The following is a 22637-nucleotide window of genomic DNA, read 5'->3' as shown; positions in this document are numbered from 1 at the left end:
TCGCGGAATCAGGCGTTCGCGGCCTCGCTCGCATCCGGACGCGCCCCGGTCGCCAGGACCGAATGCCTTCGGCTGTAACCGAAGTAGATGACCATGCCGATCACGAACCAGATCGCGAACCGCAACCAGGTGATCGGCTGCAGGAAGGTGATCAACCAGATCGAGAAACCGATGCCGACCAGCGGCACCACCGGCATCAGCGGCGTCCGGAACGAACGCGGTAACTCCGGTGAGCGGTAACGCAACACGATCACCGCGGCACACACCACCACGAAGGCCAGCAGAATGCCGATATTGGTCAGCTCGGCCGCCGACCCGATCGGCATGAATCCGGCGATCGCTGCGGACACCGCGCCCGCGATCCAGGTGATCCGGGTCGGCACGTGCCGGGTCGGATGGGTCTTGGCGAACCACTTGGGCAACAACCCGTCCCGGCTCATCGAGAACCAGATCCGGGTGACGCCCAGCATGAAGGTGAACAGCACCGTCGTGATGCCGATGATCGCGCCCGCCGCGATCAGACTGCCCAGCCCCGGCAGCCCCACGGACTTGAAGGCCGTGGACAACCCGCTCTTGGGATTGATCTCGGAGTAGTGCTGCATACCGGTCAGCACCAGACAGACCAGCACGTACAGCACCATCGCGATGGCCAGCGAATACAGGATCGCCTTGGGCAGATGACGTTTGGCGTCGACGGACTCCTCGGCGGCGGTGGACATCGCGTCGTAGCCGAACACCGCGAAGAACACCGTCGAGGCGCCGGTCACCGCACCGCCGAATCCGAACGGGAAGTACGGGTGATAGTTGCCGGACTTGATGTAGAAGAAGCCGACCACGATCACGATCAGCACGACCACGATCTTGATGGCGACCACGGCCGTCTCGAATCGGGCCGCCGCCTTCATCCCCAGATTCAGCAGCAGTGCGATGAGTAGGCACAGCACCGCGGCGAACAGATCCACCTTGTGTCCCGCACCGGTTCCGGGCGCGCCGAGCATCCACACCGGCAGATGCAGATTCAGCTGCTCGAGCAGATATTCGATATAGCCGGAGATGCCGATGGCGACCACCGCGACGATCGCGGTGTACTCCAGCAGCAGATCCCAGCCGATGAACCAGCCGACCGGCTCGCCCAGTACCGCGTACCCGTAGGTGTACGCCGAACCCGCCTTCGGGATCAGCCCCGCGAATTCGGCATAGGACAGGGCCGCGGCCGCACTCGCGACACCGGCGATGAGGAAGGAGACCAGCACCGCCGGTCCGGCATTCTTGTTCGCGACCTCACCCGCGAGACTGAAGATCCCCGCGCCGATGATGCCGCCGATGCCGATCGTGGTCAGCTGCCACAGGCCCAATACCCGTTTCAGGCCGCCGGATTCGTGCTCCTCGATCTGGTCGATGGGTTTGCGCCGGAAGAATTCACGCAAGACTGGACTAGCTGGCATGTGCTGCTCCTTGTACTACCTGATCGGGGCAGTGTAAATGTGAGCGGTAACACCCAGATTGTCCGCTTTCATGAATGAATTCGGGCGATTTCGTCGGATCGGACAAGCAGATCGTCGACCGGATCTGCATCCCGCCGACCGTGCGGGCAGCGGTTCAGACCGGTTCGAGGGTGACGGTGATGGTGGTCCATCCCCCGACGTGGATCCGATCACCACTGTGCAGCGGAACCGGCGTACCCGGCGGGATCAGGTCGTCGACGCCGTTGATGCTCGTCCCGTTGGTGGAGCCCAGATCGGTGACGGTGAGAACGTCCCGGTCGACGTGGATACGCGCGTGCGACCGGGATACACCGATGTCCACCGGAGCGATGCCGAGATCGATGTCGGGCAGCACACCCTGCGACACACTGCGTTTGCCGACCAGGAAATCATTGCCCCGCAAGGGAATCCGCCGCTCCGGATAGAAGCCCGGAAATTCCACCCGCTCGGCGTCCGGCCCCTTGCGAGCCAGCATCCGTTGGTAGAGATCGTGATCCGCGGCGACGGTCGCCACCCACACCGACTCTCCCGCAGCACTGTTCTGCTCCGACTTGCCGAATTCCACTGTAGGAGCCACAGATTCCGGCAGCACAGCCGTGAGATCGGCCCGTCCCGCGACCGGCTCGGCCGCGCGACCGGGCGCGGGCAGCGCCGAATCATGGCCGCACACCTCACAGAACCGCGCCGAGATCGGCGCACCGCACGCCGGACACGGCAACGGGGCCGCCGCGGGCGGAACGGGAGCAGCACCGCTGCTCAACGCCGCGCCGCAGACGTCGCAGTAATCGGTGGCGGCGGACAGGTGACCGTCGGGGCAGGTGAGCACTAGGACTCCTTCCGCACCCGGGCGGTCTTGGTCGAACGCGCGTCCAGGGCCATCTCGTCGAAGGTGTCGACATCGTTCCGCAGCCGGACCGTACCGGTGTGGTCGTCGACCTCCACGACACCGCGCAGCAGCTTCGCGGTGCCCTCGTTCCCGGACTCGGCGGCCAGTTCCACCGCCCGCTGCAGTTTGGCCGTCGCGGTGTGCACATCGCCCTCTTTACGAGCGGACAAGCCCTCCTGCACCGCCTCGGCGAGTTCGGCCTGACCGGTGTAGTGCGCGACGCGGCGGCCGATCCGGGCCGACAATTCGTTGTCGGTGGTCCACACCGCCTTCACCAACCCCTGGCCCACCACCTCGTCCCCGGCCACCACACTGATCCGGGCGGCCAGTTTCTCCCGGCCGGGCGCGGCCGGATCGAGGCGGACCTGCACGTGATAGTCGCGTTCCTCCGCACCCCAGGAACCCAGCGGGTATTCCCCCACCTGCGCGGCGGTCTCGTGACGTCGATCGGACAGATCCTCGATGGTCGGCGCGACCTGCTTGACGAAGCGCACCGCGGCGCCCGCGGGCGTCCAGACCCGCAGCGTCAGTTCGGGAATCGTGCGGCCCATCGACGCCTGCGTCAGCGCCTGGAAGTCGGCGGTCAGCTCCGACCCCTGTTTGACCACATCGACCGAGCCGAGCAGACCGGAGGCGACGGTACGCAGTTCTGCCACCACGTAATTGGTGCCCACGCCGCGGCAGTCGCAGGTGAACAGGCCCGCGGACTGTCGGATCTCGTCGAGCAGGTGCGCGGGTTCCTCGTGCTCGTTCTTACCGTCGGTGAGCAGAATGGCGTGCGCCATCGCCCCCGGATACTGCCCGGCGATCTGCCGCGCCACACCCAGCCACATCCCCATCGCGGTACCGCCGTAGGGGCGCAATTTGTCCAGGGCATGCCTTGCGGCGGTGCGCGATTCGCGATCGGCGCGTTGCAGCGGCCCGCGCGCGGGGAAGACCACCTCACCGACGTGGGTACCCTTCACGATCGCGAACAGAGTGCCGTCGGGCATTTCGTCCAGTGCGGCGAGAGTGGCCGTGCGGGCCCCGGCGAACCGGTCACCCGCCGCCATCGACCCCGAACAGTCGATGATGATGATCTCCACGCGCTCGCGCGCCGGCGCGGCCACCGCGAACTGCGCACCGCTCTCCACCGTGACGACCGCATCCACGGTGTCCGCGCCCTCGGCCAGATACTGATTCTGGTCGACGACGACCGAAATCCCCTCCACTGCCGGTGAACTCATGCCTCGCCTCCTCGTCCCCAGGGCATGCCCACGGGCGCCAGCGCGACGGTGATGTTGTCGCCGCCACCGGCCGCCAGGGCGTATTCGACCAGTTCGCGGGCGGCCTGGGTCGCCTGGGTCGCCGTCGCGGTGGCGACCGATGCGATGGCCACCGGATCGGGCAGATAGTTCCAGAGCCCGTCGCTGCACAGCAGCAGCACACCGGGGCCGCGCACCCGGAACGACCGCACCCGGGTATCGGCGGCCTTGTGCTCGGAATCCGCGCCCAGCCAGCGCACCAGCGCATGCGCGCGCGGATCCTGCATGGCCGCCTCCTCGTTCATCACCCCCGCGTCGACCAGCGCCTGCGCCCAGGAATCGTCGATGGTCAGGCGCTGCGATGGCGGTGTCCCGTGCGCCTCGTCCGGGGACAGCCAATACGCCCGGCTGTCACCGACATTCGCGACCGTGATCTCGAATTCACCGTCCTCGCAGGCACGCAGGACCGCGGCCACATAGGTGCAGGACGGCGAGTGCCCCACCCCGGTGGACACATCCCGCACCGCCTGGAACGCGGCCTCCAGACCGGCCTTGACCGCGTCGATGGTGGTGCGATCGGCAGCCAGTGCGGACAGGCAGGCGTCCACCCCGCCGCGCGCCCCGGCCCGCGCCGCCAGTTGCGGATCCTCCGAGGTGGACACGCCGTCGCAGACGGCGATCACGATCGCCGGGCCGGAGGTGTCGTCCAGCAGCGCCGCGGCGACCGCGTCCTCGTTGCGGGCGTGCACCAGGCCGCGATCGGTGATCAGTTGCACCGCACCGAGATCGGCCTCGCTGCGGTCGGGCGGGCGGCGCAGTCCGCCGCAGGCCACGCAGTAGCCGTCGACGTCGAAATCCGCCGCGCCGCAGTCGTCGCACACCGCCGCCGGATCGATCGTGACGTCCGGCAGCACCGCGCGGGTGAAGGCCAGCTCACGCCCGCACTGCTCACAGAAGCGGTCGGCGACGCCGATGTCGGCCTGGCATCCCGGGCAGTGTCGACCCGCGACGCCGCTCACAGGACCGTCCTCGGACGGATCCGGTTGGCGTGATCGACCAATTCGATCCTCCCCCAGAGATCTCCGGCGTCCCGGGCGAGGTCGCGGAAGCAGTTCTCCAGCCCCGAGCGCACACCGGCCGGATCCAGATCACGCCCCAGGAGCGGATCGGCCGCGGTGGCGGCGTGACCGGCGGACAGCCAGGCCAGGGCGGCGTCCAGCACGACCGTGCGGACCTGTGCGGCACGATATTTCGATTCGATGACGAGCCTTTCGATCCGGCTGCCGCCCTCGCGCAACAGCTCCTCGGTGATTTCGGTCGTACTCCGACCCGCCAACAGGACCTCCACCGCGGTGATCGCGGCTTCGGTGTGCCGCGCCGAGGCCGGATCGACTTGATCCAGGACCGCGACCGCACCCACGTGCTCTCCGGCAGCACGACGCAGCCTGGCCAGACCGAAAGCAGCACTCACGAAACTCCGGTCGGTTTGCCACACCATGCTGTAATACCTTGCAGCCCTGTGTAATTCGATTTTCGGATCGACGCCGGGCAGGCCGGTCGACAGCTCCGCGGCCACCGCGAGCGCCAGCTGCGGAGCGGCCTCGCCGGGCAGCGTCGCGTACACCATCTCGAATTCCACCGCGGCCGAGTCGAATTCACCGACCAGTAATCGGGCCAGGCCGCGATACCAGCTCAGTCGCCAATCCTCGCCCAGTTCGGCAGCCACCTCGTCGATGCGGCGCTGAGCATCGGCGGCGTCACCCGTCTCCAGAGCCGCGCGGATCAGCCGCAACGGGATCTCCACCGATCGGGCCGCACCGGTGACCACCGCGCGCAGCCCCGCCGCGAACGCCGGTTCGAGTTCGGCCGGACTCGTGCCGCTGGTCGTGGCCAGCAGCGCCGCGCCGGTATCGGCGGGATCGACCAGCGGCACCGGCAATGCGGCGACGACGTCACGCGGGTCGAGCCGGAACGAACCGTTCGCCGGTAGCGTCACCGGATTCCCCTGCGCGCCCGCGCCGAACACCCCGCGCGGCGGACCGAAATTCACCGACAGCCCCGGATGCGGCACGTCGTCCTGGGTGGACAGCACCGTGCGCAGCACACCGGTCAGCTGATCGGCCGTCTCCTCCATCGAGGCGAAGCGCGCGTCCGGATCGGCGTCGGTGGCGCGCACCAGGAATCGGTACAGCGAATCATGCTGTGCCAGAAGTGGTTCGGTCGCCTGGTCGGGAAGTTCGGCGAAATGCCCGTCGCGCTCGGGCAAGGGCATCATCAGCACGGCCAGCGTGCGGCCCACGGTGTACACCTCGGTCGCCACGGTGGGGCCGGTGTCGGCGATCTCGGGGGCCTGATATCCGGCCGTACCGTAGATGGGGCTGTCCAGATCGTCCATCGCGATGACCGCGCCGAGATCGATGAGTTCGAGTTGCTCGTCGGATTGCATCACGTTGTCCGGCTTGAAATCACAGTAGGCCAGACCCAGCGAATGCAGATATCCCAGCGCGGGCAGCATCTCCAGGACGTAGGCGATGGCCTGTGCGGGCGGCAGATGCGCGCCGGCGCTGTCGCGATGACGGCGCAGCACCTGTTTGAGCGAGGTTCCGCCGACGTACTCCATCACGATGTAGCCGACCGGAATACCGTCCGCCCCGGCATGTTCGACGAAGTTGAAGATCTTGACGATATTGGGGTGTTCGACCTGGGCCAGGAACCGGCGCTCGGCCACCGCCGCGGCCATCGCATCCGGATCCGCGGTGTTCAGCAGACCCTTGAGCACCACCCAGCGATCGTTGACGTTGCGGTCCACGGCCAGATACAGCCAGCCCAGCCCGCCGTGCGCGATCGGCCCGACCACCTCGTACTGCCCGCCGACCAGCTCACCGCGCACCAGCTTGGGCGTGAAGGAGAACCGGCTGCCGCAGTGCGGACAGAACCCTTCGGGGCGCCCCGCGGTGTTGTCGCGCGAACGCCCGACCGGCCGTTCGCAATTGGCGCAGAACCGCTTGCTTTCCGGAACGCTCGGATCGGTCAGCACCGCGCTGGCCGGATCCACCCGCGCTACCCGGGGCACCTCGACCATTCCCGCCCCGAGACTGCCGCGGCGGGCCCGGGAAGAGGTGGATCGCGTACGCACCGAACGAGATCCGGTGCGAGCCGTCCCTACCGTCGCGACCGGCTGTGTCCCCGGGAGTGCACTCCCTCCCGCCGCGGTGCCGGACCCGCTCGGCTGTACCGGCGCGGGCGCGGTCCCGCACGTATCGCAGTAGCCACCGGAAATCGTTCCGGTGCAACCAGTCTCACCGCACGGTGCACCGTCCGCCGACGCACCCACAACGCTCGCGACCGCATTCGGAGCCGTCCCGCAGGTATCGCAAAACTCGCCGGAAATCGTTCCACTGCAACCAGATTCACCACACGACCCGGCGGCCTCTGCCGATGACGCGGCACCGGACGGCGCGGTCACCTGTGGCGCCGTGCCACAGGTATCGCAATAGCCCTCGACGATCGTCCCGGTGCATCCGGTCTCGGCACACTGCCCACCCGGTCCCGCCGTACCATTCATCCCCGCCTCCCCGACACTTCCGCGACGACCTGCTGATAGTCGGTGATCGCCCGGGTGACCGCCGCCAGATCGCACGGCACGCGGCCGAGCAGGCCCGTGGCGATCCGGTTGGCGGACAACACATCCTGGTCCTCGCTCACACCGAGACGAGCCGCCTTGGCCTGGTATGCCGCCAATCGGCCGCGCAGTTCCGCACGACGGTCCAGCAGACCCTGGGCCAGTTCGAGCGCCTGTTCGGCACGGGTGTGCGCCGCGGCGATCCGGCGGCGCAACTCCCGCAGGGCGAATGCGGCGCGGGTGTCCGGGGGACCGTCGGCGAGGGCGTCGAGTTCGCGGCGCAGCGGCCCGGTCTCGTCCCGATGGGCGGGCAGGGGGGCGGTGTGGATCTTCTCCTGCACCTGCTCCCGCGCGAGTGCGGCCCGATCGACGACCTTCCCGATCGCCGCGAGCCGGTCGCGGGTCTGCTCGATCGCCGTCGGCCACTGCTCACTCAGCACCCGCAGTTCGGCCAGATCGTGCGATTCGCGTTCGATCCTGCGAACCAATTCCGCGGCGCGAGAGTCGATCTCGGATGCGTTCCGGGACAACGGATCGGTCGCCGAGCGGCTCAGCATATCGGTGGCCGCGTCCGCGATCGCTCGCAGTTCCGGGGTGATGCCGCCGAGCCGGGTCAATTCGGCCTGCACCGGTTTCAGCGCCTCGAGCACCCGGGTATTCGCCGCGTCGACGGCGTCGAGAAACCTCGCGATCTGCGGGAACGCGGTGCGCATCCGTTCCAGGGTATCCGCGATACCCACGAACAGCACCTGCTCACCCGGCCCGGTCAGCGAACGCTGAGCCATCGGGATCGCGGTCCGCGCGGCCTCGTGCGGACGATCGCGCAGCAGTCTGGTGAGTTCGGCGCGATCGGCATCGGTGAGTTTGGCGCGCTGCGCCCGCACGACCCGCGCCTGATCCAGAATCGCCTGGATCCGGCCGAAGTCCTCCCACATCAGATCCAGCAACTGCTCGATCGGACGCCACTGCTGCGCGGTGCCGCCCGTCGGCGGGAATCCGCGCAGCAATACCAGCCCGGGATGGCGATCCAGCTCCAGCAGCGTCGCGGTGACCGCGTCGATCTCCCGGCCGCGCGCGGCCAGTTCGCTGTCGATCTCGAGGGCGGTGAGCGCATGCATCTGCGACCTCATCCGCTGTAGTGCGCGGCCGGTGGTCCGGTCGAGGGACCGAGCGAACCCAGGCTGGCGTTGTAGAGCCGCTGCCAGGTGCCGTCGGCGCGGATGCGGTCGAGTACGCCGTTGACGAAGCGGACCATATCGTCCTGGCCGTGCGGCAATCCGACCGCGTAGTACTCGTATCCCAGCGGACCGCCCACCACCTGGAGATTGGCGTCCTGCGCGGCCAGACCGGCCAGAATCGGCTCATCGGTGCTGACCGCGTCCACCTGTCCCTGTTGCAGCGCCACCAGGCAGTCGGTCCAGTTCGTCACGCCCAGGACAGTCGGTGGATGCGCCAGATTCAGGGCGAACAGCCGGTCGGCCGAATCCGCGCCGACCGTGACGCACACCCGCTTGCCGTCCAGATCGGCCGCGGACCGGATACCGGACGTCTTGGCAGCCAGAATACGTTGCGCCGCAGTGAAATACGCACTGGAGAACGCGATGTCACGACGACGCTCACAGGTCACCGAGAAGGTGCGCACCACCATGTCCACCCGGTTGTCGGTCAACACGGGCACCCGCTCGGCGGTGGAGACCGAGCGCAGTTCGATCCGGTTCGGGTCGCCGAACAGGTCGCGGGCGATCTCGCGCGCCAGATCGATGTCGAAGCCCTCCAGCTGCCCCGTGGACGGATCACGGAAGCCGAACAGATAGGTGTTCTGATCGACGCCGACCGTCAGGCGGCCCTTGGCCTTGATCCGCGCCATCGTCGAATCCGGCGCGAACGCACCAGAACTCGGCGTCAGGCTGGTGGTCAGATCGCCGCACTGGGCGGCGGGCGTCGCGCTGGGCTTTATCGTCTGCGAATCGGGCGGAAGTGGCCGGACCGGCGCGACCGGCGCGGACCGCGGCACGGCCGCATCGGCGCCGCAGCCCGCCAGAAGTGCGGTCGTCGCCAGGACGACCAGCGATCGCAACAACCGGGTGCGCCTCACTGGAACTCCTTCAGCCGCGGCCAGAGTCCGATGACCGCTGCGCCGGCCGCGAACACCAGCAGAACCAGTGTGCCCGCGGCGCCGCCGATCCAGCTGTCACCGGCCGAGGCGATCTGCTCGCGCACCTGAACTCGGGTCCGCGTGAGATCCGCGCGCACCGAATCGTCCAGGGCGGTGAAGATTCCGGACGAGTCGGTGGGTGCCGTGCCGATAGCCTGTTCCACCGCCGCGGGATAATTCGCGGCGTCGTAGTAGCCGACCTGTTTGCGATGTCCCGCCAGCCACTGCGAGAACTGCAGCAGTACAGGCGAATCCGCCGGCGCCACCCCGGACAGCCGGTTGTGCAGCTGACCGGTCTTGGCCGAGAAATCGGCCTCGGTACCGGTGGTGTCGCCGCGGGTGATCAATTCGAGCATCTCGTCGGTGCGCGCCTGCTGCCCGAGAATCCGCGCTTGGGCGAGATTCTCCGAACGCGTGGTCGGACCGCCCGCGCCGGTATCGATCGCACCGGCCGAGGTGATCGCCGAGACCACGACCCACAGCAGCGCCACCAGCGCCGCGCCCGCGGCGGCGACGATGCCGAGATTGAACAGCCGGTTGGTGCGCCGCAGCAGAATTCGCGATGCCGCGCCCGCACCCGCCAACACCAGCAACAACAGCACGATCGCCAGCCACGGCGGGCCGGTGATCGCGCGCTGATCCGCGCGCAGGGCAGCGGCGCGTTCGGTGGCGAGCTGAGCGGCGCTGGGCAGCAACGACTTCTGCATCAGACCCGAGGCTTCGCGCAGATAGGCCGAGCCGACCGGGAAGCCCTGCCGGTTGTTTGCCCGCGCCGACTCGACGAGTCCGGTGTAGGCGGGCAGATCCGCGGAGATGTTCGCGACGATCCGGCGGCTCTGCGGGTCGTTCGCCCCGGCTGTCGCGGTGGCCAGTGCGCCGGCCGCGTCGGCGAGCGCCTGCTGATACTGCGATCTGATCTGCGGCGATTCGACGCCGCCGGACAGGAATGCGGTGGCCGCACTCGCATCGGCCTGGGACAGCGCGACGTACAGGCTCTGCGCCGCGTTGTTCAGCGGCTCCGAGCGGGTCAGCGCGTTGTCACGGCGAGTGGTCTTGTCGCTCAACTCGTTCGCGCAGACCAGACCCGATATCAGGCACAGCACCACGGCTGCGACGGCGATCGCGGCGATCGCGCCGGGCGTGGTGGCGGCCAGACGCCGCAACCAGTCCGCGCCCTGACGGACGGTCGCCGGTAGACGAAGTCTCAACTCCTCCCCCTCCTGCGTGCCGTTCGGGACTCCGGCACGCCGGGGTCTCGAACGCGATCGTACGGGAGCGGTTCTGGGTTCGCCGAACGATTAGATTTCCGGCCACCGCAGGCCGGACGCACCGCGAACTGGCCACATCACCTCTAGACATAAATTGCCATCTGCCTTACCGTTGAGACATGAGCGATACTTTGTCTCGCGAGGCTCGGTTCGAACTGCGATCCGGGGACAGCTGGCGCGATCCGTGGGGGATGTACGCCGCGCTGCGGGAGCACGATCCGGTGCACCACGTCGTCCCCGAGGGGCGTGAAGACCAGGACTATTACGTGCTGTCCCGGTATCGCGACGTCTACGAGGCCGTGCGCGATCCCGAAACCTTCTCCTCCGCACAGGGTTTGACGGTCGACTACACCGATCTGAGCGCGATCGGCCTGGGCGAGAACCGGCCGTTCGTCTTCACCGATCCGCCGGATCACACGATCTTCCGGCGTCGGGTGGCCAAGGGGTTCACCCCGCGACAGGTACAGGAAATCAGCCCCGCGGTAAGGGAATTCGTCGTCGAACGGATCGAGCGGCTACGCGCGGCGGGCGGCGGCGACATCACCGTGGAGCTGTTCAAACCGCTGCCGACCATGGTCGTCGCGCACTATCTCGGTGTGCCCGAAGAGGATCGGGCCGCGTTCGACGGCTGGAGCGAGGCGATCGTCGCGGCCTCGGCCACCGGCGCCGGCGGGGTCATGCAGGCGCAGACCGCGGTGACCGAACTGATGCAGTACTTCACCGGACTGATCGAGAAGCGCCGGGCCGCACCGGGTGAGGACACCATCTCCCATCTGGTGGCCTCCGGGTTGGGCGCGGACGGTGACGTCGGGGAGATTCTGCAGATCCTCGGTTTCGCCTTCACCATGATCACCGGCGGCAACGACACCACGACCGGAAACCTCGGCGGCGCGGTGCAATTGCTGGCCCAGAACCCGCAGCAGCGCCGACGGCTGCTCGAGGATCCGGATCTGATTCCCGGCTCGGTGGACGAATTCCTGCGGCTCACCTCGCCCGTACAAGGTCTGGCGCGCACCGCCACTCGCGACGTCGAACTCGACGGGGGCGTCATCCCCGAAGGCCGTCGCGTACTGCTGCTGTACGGCTCGGCCAATCGCGACGAACGCGAATTCGGGCCGGACGCAGCAGAACTCGACGTTACCCGGAGCCCGCGGAACATCATGACCTTCGGCAACGGCAATCACCACTGCCTCGGTGCGGCCGCGGCGCGGATGCAGGCGACCATCGCCCTGAAGGAGTTGCTGGCCCGCTGTCCGGAGTTCACCGTCGACATGGATAACGTGCGGTACACCGACGGCAGTTATGTGCGCTGGCCGGTCAGCGTGCCGTTCGGTGTCCGGGGCCCGGCGGCGTGAGCGAGCTCGGGCCCGGCGCCGAGGCGAATGCCGGAGACGAGCGGCGACGGGAGAGTTGTGGGTGATTGGCTGGGTGAGGCGCGCTCGTTGAGCGCCGCCGAACGGATCCTGGACGCCGCGGCGCGGTTGTTCGCCGAACGCGGGGTGGCCGCCACGCAGATGGGCGATATCGCCAAGGCCGCGGGCTGTTCGCGGGCCACGCTGTACCGCTATTTCGAGAGTCGCCAAGCGGTGCAGCTGGCCTTCGTCCACCGCGAGGCCCGGCGCATCGGGGCGCACGTCACCGCCGAGATCGCCGGAATCGACGATCCGGGTGAGCGCGCGGTCGCCGGTGTGCTGGCCAGTCTGCGGGCGGTGCGCGCCGATCCACTGCTGATCGCCTGGTTCCGTCCGGGGGATGCGGGGCTGGCCATCGAGATCGCCCAGACTTCGCAGGTCATCGAGGCCATTGCCGGATCGGTGACCGGTGCCGCGCCGGACGGGGACGCGACGCTGCTGGCCCGCTGGCTGACTCGCGCGATCGTCTCGCTGCTGACCGTCCCGGGTCGCGACGAGGACGAGGAGTCGCAGATGCTGCACCGCTTCATCGCGCCGCTGTTCGCCTCCGCCCGCCGCTGATTCGAGTTTTCGAGCGCACCCCGAGCTCGGATCCGCACCCTCAGCGGGCCCTGCACGGGGTGCGTATTCATGCACCGGGTGCGTCTACCCGGAATGGGTTGCGCGCGGGCTCGCGGATCGCAAGGGTGGAGTCCATGAATTCGCTCATCATGTCTGCGCGGGACCTCGAGTTCCTGCTGTACGAGTGGCTGGACACCGCGCGGCTGACCGAGCGCGAGTACTACCGCGAACACTCCCGGGAGACCTTCGATCAGGTCCTGGAACTGGCACAGGATCTGGCGACCGAATACTTCGCCCCGCACAACCGGGCCAACGATCTACACGAGCCGACCTTCGACGGGGAGAAGGTACACGTTCTGCCGGAGGTCGAGCGGGCGCTGAAGGCATTCGCCGAGGCCGGGCTGATCGGCGCGGCCATGAGTGAGCGGGTCGGCGGTATGCAGTTGCCGCACACCGTGTTCACCGCGTGTATGGCGTGGTTCTACGCCGCCAACGTCGCGACCACCAGCTATCCCATGCTCACCATGGGCAATGCGAATCTGCTCGCCGCGCACGCCTCACCGGAGCAGATCGAGCAGTTCGTCACGCCGATGATCGAGGGCCGCTATTTCGGCACGATGGCGCTGTCCGAACCGCAGGCGGGGTCCAATCTGGCCGATATCACCACCCGCGCCGAACCGCAGGAGGACGGCACATACCGGCTGTTCGGCCGCAAGATGTGGATCTCCGGCGGTGATCACGAGTTGTCCGAGAACATCATCCACCTGGTGCTGGCCAAGATTCCGGGCGGACCGTCGGGCACTCGCGGCATCTCACTGTTCATCGTGCCCAAATTCCTCCCGGCGCAAGAGGGTTCGGGCACCCAACGCAACGATGTGGTGCTGGCCGGAATCAATCACAAGATGGGCTGGCGCGGCACGGTCAACACCGCGCCGATCTTCGGCGACGGCGCGTTCACCCCGGGCGGGCGGCCCGGGGCGGTGGGTTATCTGGTCGGCGAACCGCATCGCGGGCTGGCCTACATGTTCCACATGATGAACGAGGCCCGGCTCGGCATCGGGCTCGCGGCGACCGCCCTCGGTTACACCGGCTATCTCAAGGCACTGGACTACGCCCGCAGTCGTCCGCAGGGCCGCCCGACCGGCGCCAAAGATGGTCCGCAGGTGCCGATCGTGGACCATCCCGATGTGCGCCGCATGCTGCTGGCCCAGAAGTCCTATGCCGAGGGCGCTCTGGCGCTGCAACTGTTCTGCGCCACCCTGATCGACGATCTGCGCAGCGCCACAACCGATTCCGTGCGCACCCGCGCGGAGACACTGCTGCGCGTACTCACCCCGATCGCCAAGAGCTGGCCCAGCCAATGGTGTCTGGCCGCCAACGATCTGGCGATCCAGGTGCACGGCGGCGCCGGCTACACCCGCGACTACGACGTCGAACAGCACTACCGGGACAACCGGCTCAATCCGATTCACGAAGGCACGCACGGCATTCAGAGCCTGGACCTGCTGGGTCGCGCGGTCACCGCCGACAACGGGGCCGCGCTGTCGCTGCTGCTGGACACCATCGGCGAAACCGTCGCCGCCGCCGGAGCCACCGGCGATGCCGAACTCGGTCATTTCGGCGACGATCTGGCGCTGGCCACCCAACGCATCGCCACCAGCACCGCACTGCTGTGGAAGTCCGGGGATCCGCAGATCGCGCTGGCGAATTCGGCGGCCTACCTCGAGGCGTTCGGACATGTGGTGGTGGCGTGGATCTGGCTCGAACAAGCCATAGCCGCGCACGGACACGCCAGTGCGTTCCACGACGGCAAACGGGCCGCGGCACGCTATTTCTATCGGTGGGAACTACCGCGCACCACACCGCTGTTCGATCTGCTCGACTCGCTCGATCGCACCACCCTGGACCTGGACCCGGCGTCGCTGTAATCGCGCCGAGAGCTGCACCCGGATCAGGTCGCATTCGTCCGGACGGGGGGCAACGACGCCGCACCGTACACGCAAGGGCTACACCCACCCGGTATAGGCGGATTCGATGGAACTCCTCAACCCGATCGACGCTCTCTTCCTCACGGCCGAATCGCGGGAACATCCCATGCACGTGGGGAGCCTGCAGATCTTCGAGCGGCCCGCCGAACAGGGCACCGATTTCGTGCGCTCGCTGTACGCGGAGCTGATGTCGGCCACGCCCGTTCGGCCGCGCTTCCGCCGACGGCAACGACGCATCCTGGGCAATTTCTCCAGCGCGGTCTGGGCGCACGGCGAGATCGATCTGGAATACCACCTGCGTCGGTGCGCACTGCCCCAGCCCGGCGGCACGGCCGAACTGCTCGACCTGATCGAGCACCTGCACGGCGCCCTGCTGGACCGGCACCGCCCGCTGTGGGAGGGCCGGATCATCGAGGGAATGGCGCGGGGTCGGCTCGCCCTCTACGTCAAGATGCATCACGCCCTCATCGACGGCGTCTCCGCACAGTGGCTGCTACAGCGCAGCCTGACCGACGATCCGTTCAGCACCCGGATCAGCGCACCGTGGACGGTGAGTCGCACCGAACCCGAACCCGACGCCCCCGAGAGCCTGTGGCAGCAGGTGCGGCATGCGTTGCCGCGCTTGGCCACCGAGGTCGGCGGTGTACGCAGTGCGGTGCGCGCGCTGACCGAGGGCAAGCTCGCATTGCCGTTGTCCGCACCCCCGACGATGTTCAACGTCCCGATCGGCGGTGCGCGCAGTATCGCGGTCGGCTCCTGGCCGATGGAACGCATCCACGCCGTGCGCCGGGCCACCGGAACCACCGTCAACGACGTGGTCCTGGCGCTGTCCGCCGCCGCCCTGCGGGAGTACCTGCTGAAACGAAATGCCTTGCCGGACAAGCCACTCATCGCCATGGTCCCGGTGAACCTGCGCCGCACCTGCGATACCGAATCCGAGGGCAACCTGGTCGCCGCCCTGCTGTGTGATCTCGGCACCGATATCGAGGATCCGGCGCAGCGGCTGGCCGCGATCAGCACCTCGATGCGCGAATCCAAGCGCGTGTTCACCGAACTGCCGCGGCTGCAGGCGCTGGCGCTGTCCGCACTGCTGATGTCCCCGCTCGGGCTGACCTTCCTACCCGGCTTCCAAGCACTGCCCCGAGTCCCGTTCAACCTCGTCATCTCCAATGTGCCCGGCCCGCGCAAACCCGTCTATCTGCAGGGCGCCCGGCTCGAGCACAACTACCCGCTGTCCATCCCGTTCGACGGCCAGGCCATGAATATCACCGTCACCAGCACCGCCGACAGTTTCGACGTCGGCATAGTCGGCTGCCGCCGCGCGGTCCCCCAACTACCCACCCTCATCGACCACCTCGACACGGCCCTCACCGAACTCGAACACGCGACGTCCTGAGGGCAGCCCGGGGCCGCACATCCGCGCCGACGCGCCGGACGCCACTATTACAGGTATGCACTGGCCGGAACTACGCGCACAATGCCGCCTCGAGGAGGATGCGGCGATCCTGGCACTGAACAAACCCGCCGGAATCTCCGTGACCGGGGAGCGGCACGATACCGATATCGTGCAGCTCGCCGAACAGGACGGGGAAACCCTGTATCCGGTGCATCGGATCGACAAGGTGACCTCAGGGCTGGTGCTGCTGGCCAAGGATCTCGCCGCGCACGGCCAGCTGACCAGGCAGTTCAACAAACGGACCGCCGAGAAGTGCTATCTCGCCGTCACCGCGTCCACCGGGCTGCCCGATCACGGCGTCATCGATCTGCCGCTGAGTGTGGGCCGCAAGAATCGGGTGCGGATCGCCGCCCCGCGCGAGAGCATCGCGCGCACCGACAACGGTCCGGCCGGTGCCACCTGGTCGGTCGCGCAGCGAGATGTGCTGGCGGGCAAGAACTATCCGTCCCGCACCGAATTCACCACGGTGCTGCGCGGCGAGGCACACACGGTGCTCGCGGTCCGCCCGATCACCGGACGCCGCCACCAGATCCGGGTGCACCTGGCCTGGATCGGACATCCGATCGCCGGCGATCCGCTGTTCGACCGATCCGGCGCCTACCCGCGCACCCACCTGCATTCGTGGCGGTTGCGCCTGGACGCCCCGTGGCGCGACCCCGCCGAACTGGCACTCACGGCCGCGCCGGGCCCGGACTTCTGGACCGCGGGCACGACCCGGCTCACCGAGGATCCGGAGGCACTGCTCGCACTGGCCGCGGACGCATGACCCGCCCGCCGACAGCGACCGAAGAGTCATGCATCTCCGCTATATTCGGTGGCGCGTCTCATGAAGACGCGACCCCGACCGGACATCTAGCCTGATGGAGTGCCGTCCAGGCACGCTCGGGCGCAACGGCGCGATCTCACGAGAAGGCACCCGCCGATGATTTTGCTGGCTCAGCTCAGCGACACACATTTCGACCTGAAAACCCGAAACGCCGAACGAGTCGAACGGGTGCTGGCCTATCTGGCCGCGCTACCGCGGCAACCCGATGCGATCCTGCTCACCGGTGACATCACCGATGCGGGCCGGCCCGAGGAGTACGAACAGGCGCTGGCCACCCTGCGGTCCGCCACGACCCCGCTGTGGGTGCTGCCCGGTAATCACGACGACCGCGCCGCACTGCGCCGGGTGCTCCTGGGCGAGGCGGCCTCGGCCGAACCGCTCGATCGGGCGATGCGCCTGGACGGGTTGACGGTGGCCCTGCTCGACTCGACCGTGCCCGGCACCGGCGGCGGTGAACTCGGCGACGACACCTTCGCCTGGCTCACCGATCTGCTGCGCGCGACCCCGCCCGACGACGCGGTGCTGATCGCGCTGCATCATCCGACGATGCCGATGTACAGCACGGTCGTGGACCCGATCCGTCTGGCCAATCCACAGTGGCTCGAGCAGATCGTCGCCGCCGACCACCGCATCCTCGGCGTCCTCACCGGCCACATGCACACCATGGGCACCACCCTGTTCGGCGGCAAACCCCTGGTCGTCGCGCCCAGCGTCGCCTCCACCATCGGCGGCGCCTGGGAGGTCACCGCCCCCGGCGAGGTCCCCATCGACTACGCGCCCGACCCCGCGCTCCTGCTGCACGTCATCGACGAGGGCCGCCTGACCACCCTGCTGCGCCCGGTCCCGATGGGCGGCCGCATCGCCGCGGTGTAGTTCGGCACCTACTTGCGCACCCGCTCGCGGCGGTAGGAGGCGGGGGTGGTTCCGGTCCACCGTTTGAAGGCGTAGATGAAGGTGGAGGCTTCGGCGTAGCCGAGCCGAATGGCGACGTCGCTGACCGACAGCGGTGTGGCGGTGAGCATTTCCTCGGCCAGGGTGCGGCGGACCTCGTCCAGCAGAGCCCGGTAACTGGTGCCGACCGCGTCGAGGTGACGACGCAGGGTGCGGGTGCTCATATTCAGGTCGCGGGCGACCGCGTCGATGCCCAGGGGTGCGGCGTAGCCGTCGACGCCGCCGCGCGGCACCAGACGTTCGCGCACCTCGGCGGCGATGCCGGTGCGGGCGCGACGGCGGTGCACCAGGTCCCGGCACTGGGCCAGACACATCGCCCAGGTGTACTCGTTGGCCTGCGGCAGCGGTTGTTCCAGCACGGCGGGATCGAGTGCGAACAGATTCTGCGGCTGCCCGAAACGCGGCCGCACACCGATGATCTCGGCGAGGCGGTCGGCGTATTCCGGCTCCGGATAATCGAATTCGGCGCGCAGCAGCGTCAGCGAGCGGCCCAGCAGATCGCTCATCACCTGATGCATGGCCAGCACATCGCGTTCCACCAGGAAGCGCCGCACGTCCGGGGGGACCAGTTCGTCGTGGATATCGGCGACGAACTGTTCCGGCTCCCAACGGGTTACCGGAAGACAGAAGGTGAAACTCAACTCCAGGTAGCGCAGCGCGAACGCGATCGTCTCCCCCAGGGTCGGACTGCTGACGCACGCGAAACCGAAGATGCCGAAGGTGGTGATGTGATAGCGCCGCCCCACTTCCACGCCCAGCGCCGGACGTTCCGTGCCGAGCGCGCGCACCAGATTGCGGATCACCGCCAATTCGGTCCGCGCATCGATCTGCGCGTCCGGATCGGCGAGGGTGCGCTCGGTCAGGGCAGTTCCGCGCAGCATGACCTCGGCAGGTACCCCGTATTCGCGGGCGTAGCCGACCATGAGGGCCACACTCGCCATCCCTCGCGGGAAATCCCAATTGCGAATCGCGGGATGCTGCTCCGTTGCCATACTCCGATTATGGCCGAATATCTCGATCACCAGCGCTCCCGCTCTTTAAAGTGGAGGCTACACCCGCAGATGTGAGGAGCGCCACAATGTCAACGACGGCACCGTCGATCATCATCATCGGCGCAGGATTCAGTGGCCTCGGCATGGCGATGGAACTGCGTCGCAACGGTTTCGACGACTTCACCATCCTGGAGCGAGCCGCCGAGCCGGGCGGGGTCTGGCGGGAGAACACCTATCCGGGCGCGGCCTGCGACGTGCCCTCACCGCTGTACTCGTACTCCTACGCACCCAAGCCGGACTGGCCGCACCGCTACTCGGGCGCGGCCGACATCCTGAACTACCTGGAGAGCCTCGCGGCCGAGAACGGCTTGCTCGAGCGAATCCGATTCGGCGCGGACGTCACCGAGGCCGCCTACGACGAATCCACCGGAACCTGGACCGTGCGCATCGCCGATGGCACGCACTACACCGCCGACGTGCTGATCTCCGCGGTCGGCCAGCTCTCTCGGCCGCAACTGCCCACCATCCCCGGCCGCGAGCGCTTCGAGGGCCCGTCCTTCCATTCCGCGCAGTGGGATCACACGGTCGACCTGTCCGGTAAGCGCGTCGCCGTGATCGGCACGGGCGCGAGCGCGATCCAGTTCGTCCCGGCGATCCAGCCGCGGGTCGCCCGGCTGACGGTCTTCCAACGCACCGCGGCGTGGGTGGTCAGCCGCACCGACCGGGAATATCGCCCGCTCCACCACGCACTGTTCCGACACGTACCGGGATTGCGTCTGGCACAACGTCTCTGGGTGTGGTGCTTCCTGGAATTCTTCGCCCTGGGATTGGCCGATCTGCCGTTCCTGCGACGTCTGGTGGCATCGCTGTGCCGCGCCAGCCTGCACCGCGAAGTCCGCGATCCGGCCCTGCGCGCCGCGCTCACCCCGGACTATCCGGTGCTGTGCAAACGGGTGCTGTTCTCCAACGACTACTACCCCGCCCTCGTCCAGCCCAACGTCGACGTGGTCACCACCGCGATCGCCGAAATCGTCCCCGAAGGGGTGCGCACGACCGACGGCGTTGTGCACCCCGCCGACGTGATCGTCTACGGCACCGGTTTCAAGGGCAGCGAATTCCTCTGGCCCATGCGGATTCTCGGCCGCGACGGTGTGGATCTGGCCGACGCCTGGACCGACGGCGCCCGCGCCTACCTGGGCATGACGGTGCCGCACTTCCCGAATATGTTCCTGCTGTACGGCCCCAACACCAATCTGGGCATCGGCTCGATCGTGTACATGATCGAATGCCAGTCCCGCTACATCCGCCAGGCGCTGAGCCACCTGACCACCCACCCCGGCCACACGCTCGAGGTCACCGAGCAGGCCGCCCGCGACTTCGACACCCACACCCAGCGCCGACTCCGCCGCACCCCCTGGTCCAGCTGTTCGAGCTGGTACCGCGACGCGACCGGCCGCATCACCAACAACTGGCCCGGCACGGTCACCGCCTACCGCCTGCGCACCCGAACCCTCCACCCCACCGACTACACCCTCACTCCCACCCCCGACCGCTCTCGCGCCTGAGCCTGCCCGCACAGCCGCCGCACGGGTTTCGCACCGCGCACACCCAGACGGCGCTCAGACCGGCCTGGCAGACTTGATATCGTGACCGCTCTTTCCACAGGCAGCGAACGGCCCCGGCTGGGGCAGGGGCCGTTGCGCCCGATCGAATTGGCCACCGGGGCGGTCCTGGCCGGTGTCACGGTGGGGTTGGTGACGGTCGGCACGGTCCTGCCGATCGCCACCGCGCTGATGCTGATCGCGGCGGTGCCGATGGGTCTGCTCGCGCATCGGCACCGGTTGCGCGCGGTGTTCACCGCGGGGGCGGCGGCCACCCTGGTGACCTTCGTGGTGGCGGGCATGTTCTCCGCGTTCACCACGGTGGCGATGGCGATCATCGGCGGAATCGTCGGCATCGTCAAACGTCGCGGCGGCGGCCTGCCCGCGGTGATCGGACTCTCGCTCCTGGCCGGTCTGGCTTCCTCGCTGTTCTCGGTCGGCATGCTGGTGGTGTTCACCGCCACGCGACAGCTGTTGTTCGAGACCATCCGCAATCTTTCCAAGGGCGTGCAGCGGCTCGCCGAACAGCAACCCCAGCTCGCACCGCTGGGCCGGGCGCTGGGCTCGCTCACCGACGAGGTATTGCACTGGTGGTGGGCCTATGTCGGCGGCGGCATCCTCATCGGTCTGGTCACCACCGCGGTGTTCTCCTGGTTCGCCCTGGGTTCGGTCCTGGACCGGCTGACCTGGCTGCCCGGTCGCGACCTGCTGGACGCCCCACCCGACGACCGTCCCATCGCGCCGCTGCCGGTCACCCTGCACGAGGCGTCGTTCCGCTATCCGGGCGCGCGCGCCGACGCGCTCACCGCGGTCTCGCTCACCGTGGACGTCGGGGAGTTCGTGGCCGTCGTCGGGCACAACGGTTCGGGTAAATCGACACTGACCAGGCTGCTGGCCGGACGGCCACCCAGCGCGGGCGCGGTCGAACGTCCCGGCTCGGCCGGACTGGGCCGACTCGGCGGGACCGCGCTGGTCCTGCAGCGTCCGGAGAGCCAGACCCTGGGTGTGCAGGTCGCCGACGACGTGGTGTGGGGTCTGTCCCCGGAACTGGCCGAGCAGGTGGAGGTGGAATCGCTGCTGGCCGAGGTCGGACTCGGCGGGATGGGCAAGTCGGAGACCGCGACGTTGTCCGGCGGTCAGCAGCAGCGGCTGGCCGTGGCCGCGGCACTGGCCCGCAGACCGGCACTGTTGATCGCCGACGAGGCCACCTCGATGATCGATCCCGACGGCCGCCGCGATCTGGTCGCCCTGCTGGCCGAACTGCCCCGGCGGCATCCGATGGCGGTCGTCCTGGTCACCCATCACGAGGCCGATGCCGCGGCCGCGGACCGCGTGGTGCATCTGTCCGGCGGACGGCAGGTGGATCGGCTGCCCGCGTGGCCGCGCCCCGCCCGCGACGTACGACGCCGTCCGATGGGCGATCCGATCCTGGAGTTGCGCGGCGTCCGTCACACCTACAACCGCGGAACCCCGTGGGCCGCAACGGCTCTACACGGCGTCGATCTCACCGTGCGGCGCGGCGAGGCGCTGCTGATCGTGGGCGGGAACGGATCGGGCAAATCCACCCTGGCCTGGATCATGGCCGGACTGGTCGAACCGAGTCACGGCAGTTGCGAACTGCACGAGGGCACGGGCACCCACCGGGTCTCGACCCGAATCGGCACGGTGGCGTTGGCCTTTCAGCACTCCCGGCTGCAACTGCAGCGGCAGACGGTGGCCGCCGAGATCGAGGACTGGGGCGGTAGCGGCACCGGCTCGGCCGCGGTCGGCCGGGCGCTGGACGCGGTCGGCCTGGATCGCGCGCTGGCCTCGCATTCGATCGAGGAACTCTCCGGCGGTCAGGCCAAACGCGTGGTGCTCGCGGCGATCGTGGCCAGCCATCCGCAGGTGGTGGTGCTCGACGAGCCGCTGGCCGGACTCGATCCGCAGGGCCGCGCCGAGGTGGTGGAACTCCTTGCCCGCCTGCGAGATTCGGGCCTGACCCTGATCGTCATCTCACACGACGTGGACGATATGACGGGCGTCTGTGACCGGACCGTGCACCTGCGGCACGGCCTGATCCCGGAGACCGCGGTGCAGCCGACGACCGAACCCGCCCACACTCCCGGACTCGCGGCGCGAAGCCTGACCCGGCTCAGCCCGAAGCGACCCGGCGCGACCGGAGGCAACCGATGAGACCGACTTGCGCACA

Annotated in this window: 17 protein-coding genes; 8 read left to right on the top strand and 9 right to left on the bottom strand. The window is 68.3% G+C overall.

Going from position 1 to position 22637, the window contains the following annotated elements; genetic code table 11:
- Nucleotides 1-8: 8 nt before the first annotated feature.
- The 8 genes from ON40_RS04800 to ON40_RS04765 form a co-directional block, all read right to left on the bottom strand.
- Nucleotides 9-1445, bottom strand: coding sequence for an amino acid permease (locus ON40_RS04800; RefSeq protein ID WP_040818903.1), 1437 nt, complete (start codon nt 1443-1445; stop codon nt 9-11).
- A 154-nt stretch (nt 1446-1599) separates the two neighbouring features.
- Nucleotides 1600-2310, bottom strand: a complete 711-nt coding sequence (locus ON40_RS04795; protein ID WP_040818901.1) for an FHA domain-containing protein — start codon at nt 2308-2310, stop codon at nt 1600-1602.
- Nucleotides 2310-3596, bottom strand: a complete 1287-nt coding sequence (locus ON40_RS04790) for a vWA domain-containing protein (RefSeq protein WP_040818898.1) — start codon at nt 3594-3596, stop codon at nt 2310-2312. The genes ON40_RS04795 and ON40_RS04790 overlap by 1 nt, the downstream gene beginning before the upstream one ends.
- On the bottom strand, nt 3593-4633 hold the full coding sequence (locus tag ON40_RS04785; protein WP_040818895.1) for a protein phosphatase 2C domain-containing protein: 1041 nt from the start codon (nt 4631-4633) through the stop codon (nt 3593-3595). Before ON40_RS04785 ends, ON40_RS04790 begins: the two co-directional genes overlap by 4 nt.
- Nucleotides 4630-6750, bottom strand: a complete 2121-nt coding sequence (locus ON40_RS04780) for a serine/threonine-protein kinase (RefSeq protein WP_245567670.1) — start codon at nt 6748-6750, stop codon at nt 4630-4632. Before ON40_RS04780 ends, ON40_RS04785 begins: the two co-directional genes overlap by 4 nt.
- 425 nt (nt 6751-7175) lie before the next feature.
- A complete protein-coding gene (locus ON40_RS04775) occupies nt 7176-8354 on the bottom strand; it encodes a coiled-coil domain-containing protein (protein WP_040819416.1) in 1179 nt (392 codons plus the stop codon).
- A gap of 8 nt (nt 8355-8362) precedes the next feature.
- On the bottom strand, nt 8363-9331 hold the full coding sequence (locus ON40_RS04770; RefSeq protein ID WP_040818889.1) for a glutamate ABC transporter substrate-binding protein: 969 nt from the start codon (nt 9329-9331) through the stop codon (nt 8363-8365).
- Nucleotides 9328-10599 carry a GlnX family signal transduction membrane protein gene (locus ON40_RS04765; protein WP_245567669.1) on the bottom strand — a complete coding sequence of 424 codons (1272 nt, stop codon included), beginning with the start codon at nt 10597-10599 and terminating at the stop codon, nt 9328-9330. The genes ON40_RS04770 and ON40_RS04765 overlap by 4 nt, the downstream gene beginning before the upstream one ends.
- A gap of 179 nt (nt 10600-10778) precedes the next feature.
- Here ON40_RS04765 and ON40_RS04760 point away from each other — a divergent pair, with 179 nt between their 5' ends.
- The 6 genes from ON40_RS04760 to ON40_RS04735 all read left to right on the top strand — a co-directional run bounded on the left by ON40_RS04760 (nt 10779) and on the right by ON40_RS04735 (nt 17775).
- The gene (locus ON40_RS04760; RefSeq protein WP_040818886.1) at nt 10779-12014 is read left to right on the top strand and encodes a cytochrome P450; all 1236 of its coding nucleotides are present in this window, start codon (nt 10779-10781) and stop codon (nt 12012-12014) included.
- A gap of 27 nt (nt 12015-12041) precedes the next feature.
- Nucleotides 12042-12632 carry a TetR/AcrR family transcriptional regulator gene (locus tag ON40_RS04755; RefSeq protein WP_051192690.1) on the top strand — a complete coding sequence of 197 codons (591 nt, stop codon included), beginning with the start codon at nt 12042-12044 and terminating at the stop codon, nt 12630-12632.
- 134 nt (nt 12633-12766) lie between these two features.
- Nucleotides 12767-14560, top strand: coding sequence for an acyl-CoA dehydrogenase (locus ON40_RS04750; RefSeq protein WP_040818881.1), 1794 nt, complete (start codon nt 12767-12769; stop codon nt 14558-14560).
- Between the two features lie 106 nt (nt 14561-14666).
- Entirely contained in the window at nt 14667-16016 is a 1350-nt protein-coding gene (locus tag ON40_RS04745) for a WS/DGAT/MGAT family O-acyltransferase (RefSeq protein WP_040818880.1), read from the top strand.
- Between the two features lie 55 nt (nt 16017-16071).
- On the top strand, nt 16072-16842 hold the full coding sequence (locus ON40_RS04740) for an RluA family pseudouridine synthase (protein ID WP_051192689.1): 771 nt from the start codon (nt 16072-16074) through the stop codon (nt 16840-16842).
- A gap of 156 nt (nt 16843-16998) precedes the next feature.
- A complete protein-coding gene (locus ON40_RS04735; protein ID WP_040818879.1) occupies nt 16999-17775 on the top strand; it encodes a metallophosphoesterase in 777 nt (258 codons plus the stop codon).
- An 8-nt stretch (nt 17776-17783) separates the two neighbouring features.
- Here the strand turns inward: ON40_RS04735 and ON40_RS04730 are convergent, their stop codons facing one another.
- Nucleotides 17784-18845, bottom strand: coding sequence for an AraC family transcriptional regulator (locus ON40_RS04730; protein WP_040818876.1), 1062 nt, complete (start codon nt 18843-18845; stop codon nt 17784-17786).
- 86 nt (nt 18846-18931) lie between these two features.
- On the opposite strand from ON40_RS04730, the gene ON40_RS04725 reads away from it, so the two are divergent.
- Together ON40_RS04725 and ON40_RS04720 are read left to right on the top strand one after the other, a co-directional pair.
- Nucleotides 18932-20410: a flavin-containing monooxygenase gene (locus tag ON40_RS04725; RefSeq protein ID WP_040818874.1), complete on the top strand. Its 1479-nt coding sequence runs from the start codon at nt 18932-18934 to the stop codon at nt 20408-20410.
- Nucleotides 20411-20491: 81 nt separating this feature from the next.
- Entirely contained in the window at nt 20492-22621 is a 2130-nt protein-coding gene (locus ON40_RS04720; protein ID WP_083895409.1) for a DUF2232 domain-containing protein, read from the top strand.
- The last annotated feature ends 16 nt before the right edge of the window (nt 22622-22637 follow it).

The sequence above is a fragment of the Nocardia jiangxiensis NBRC 101359 genome, assembly GCF_000308615.1.
Classification (GTDB): Bacteria; Actinomycetota; Actinomycetes; order Mycobacteriales; family Mycobacteriaceae; genus Nocardia; species Nocardia jiangxiensis.
Note: the sequence above shows the minus strand (reverse complement) of the source record. Positions and strands in the feature narration are given on the sequence as shown.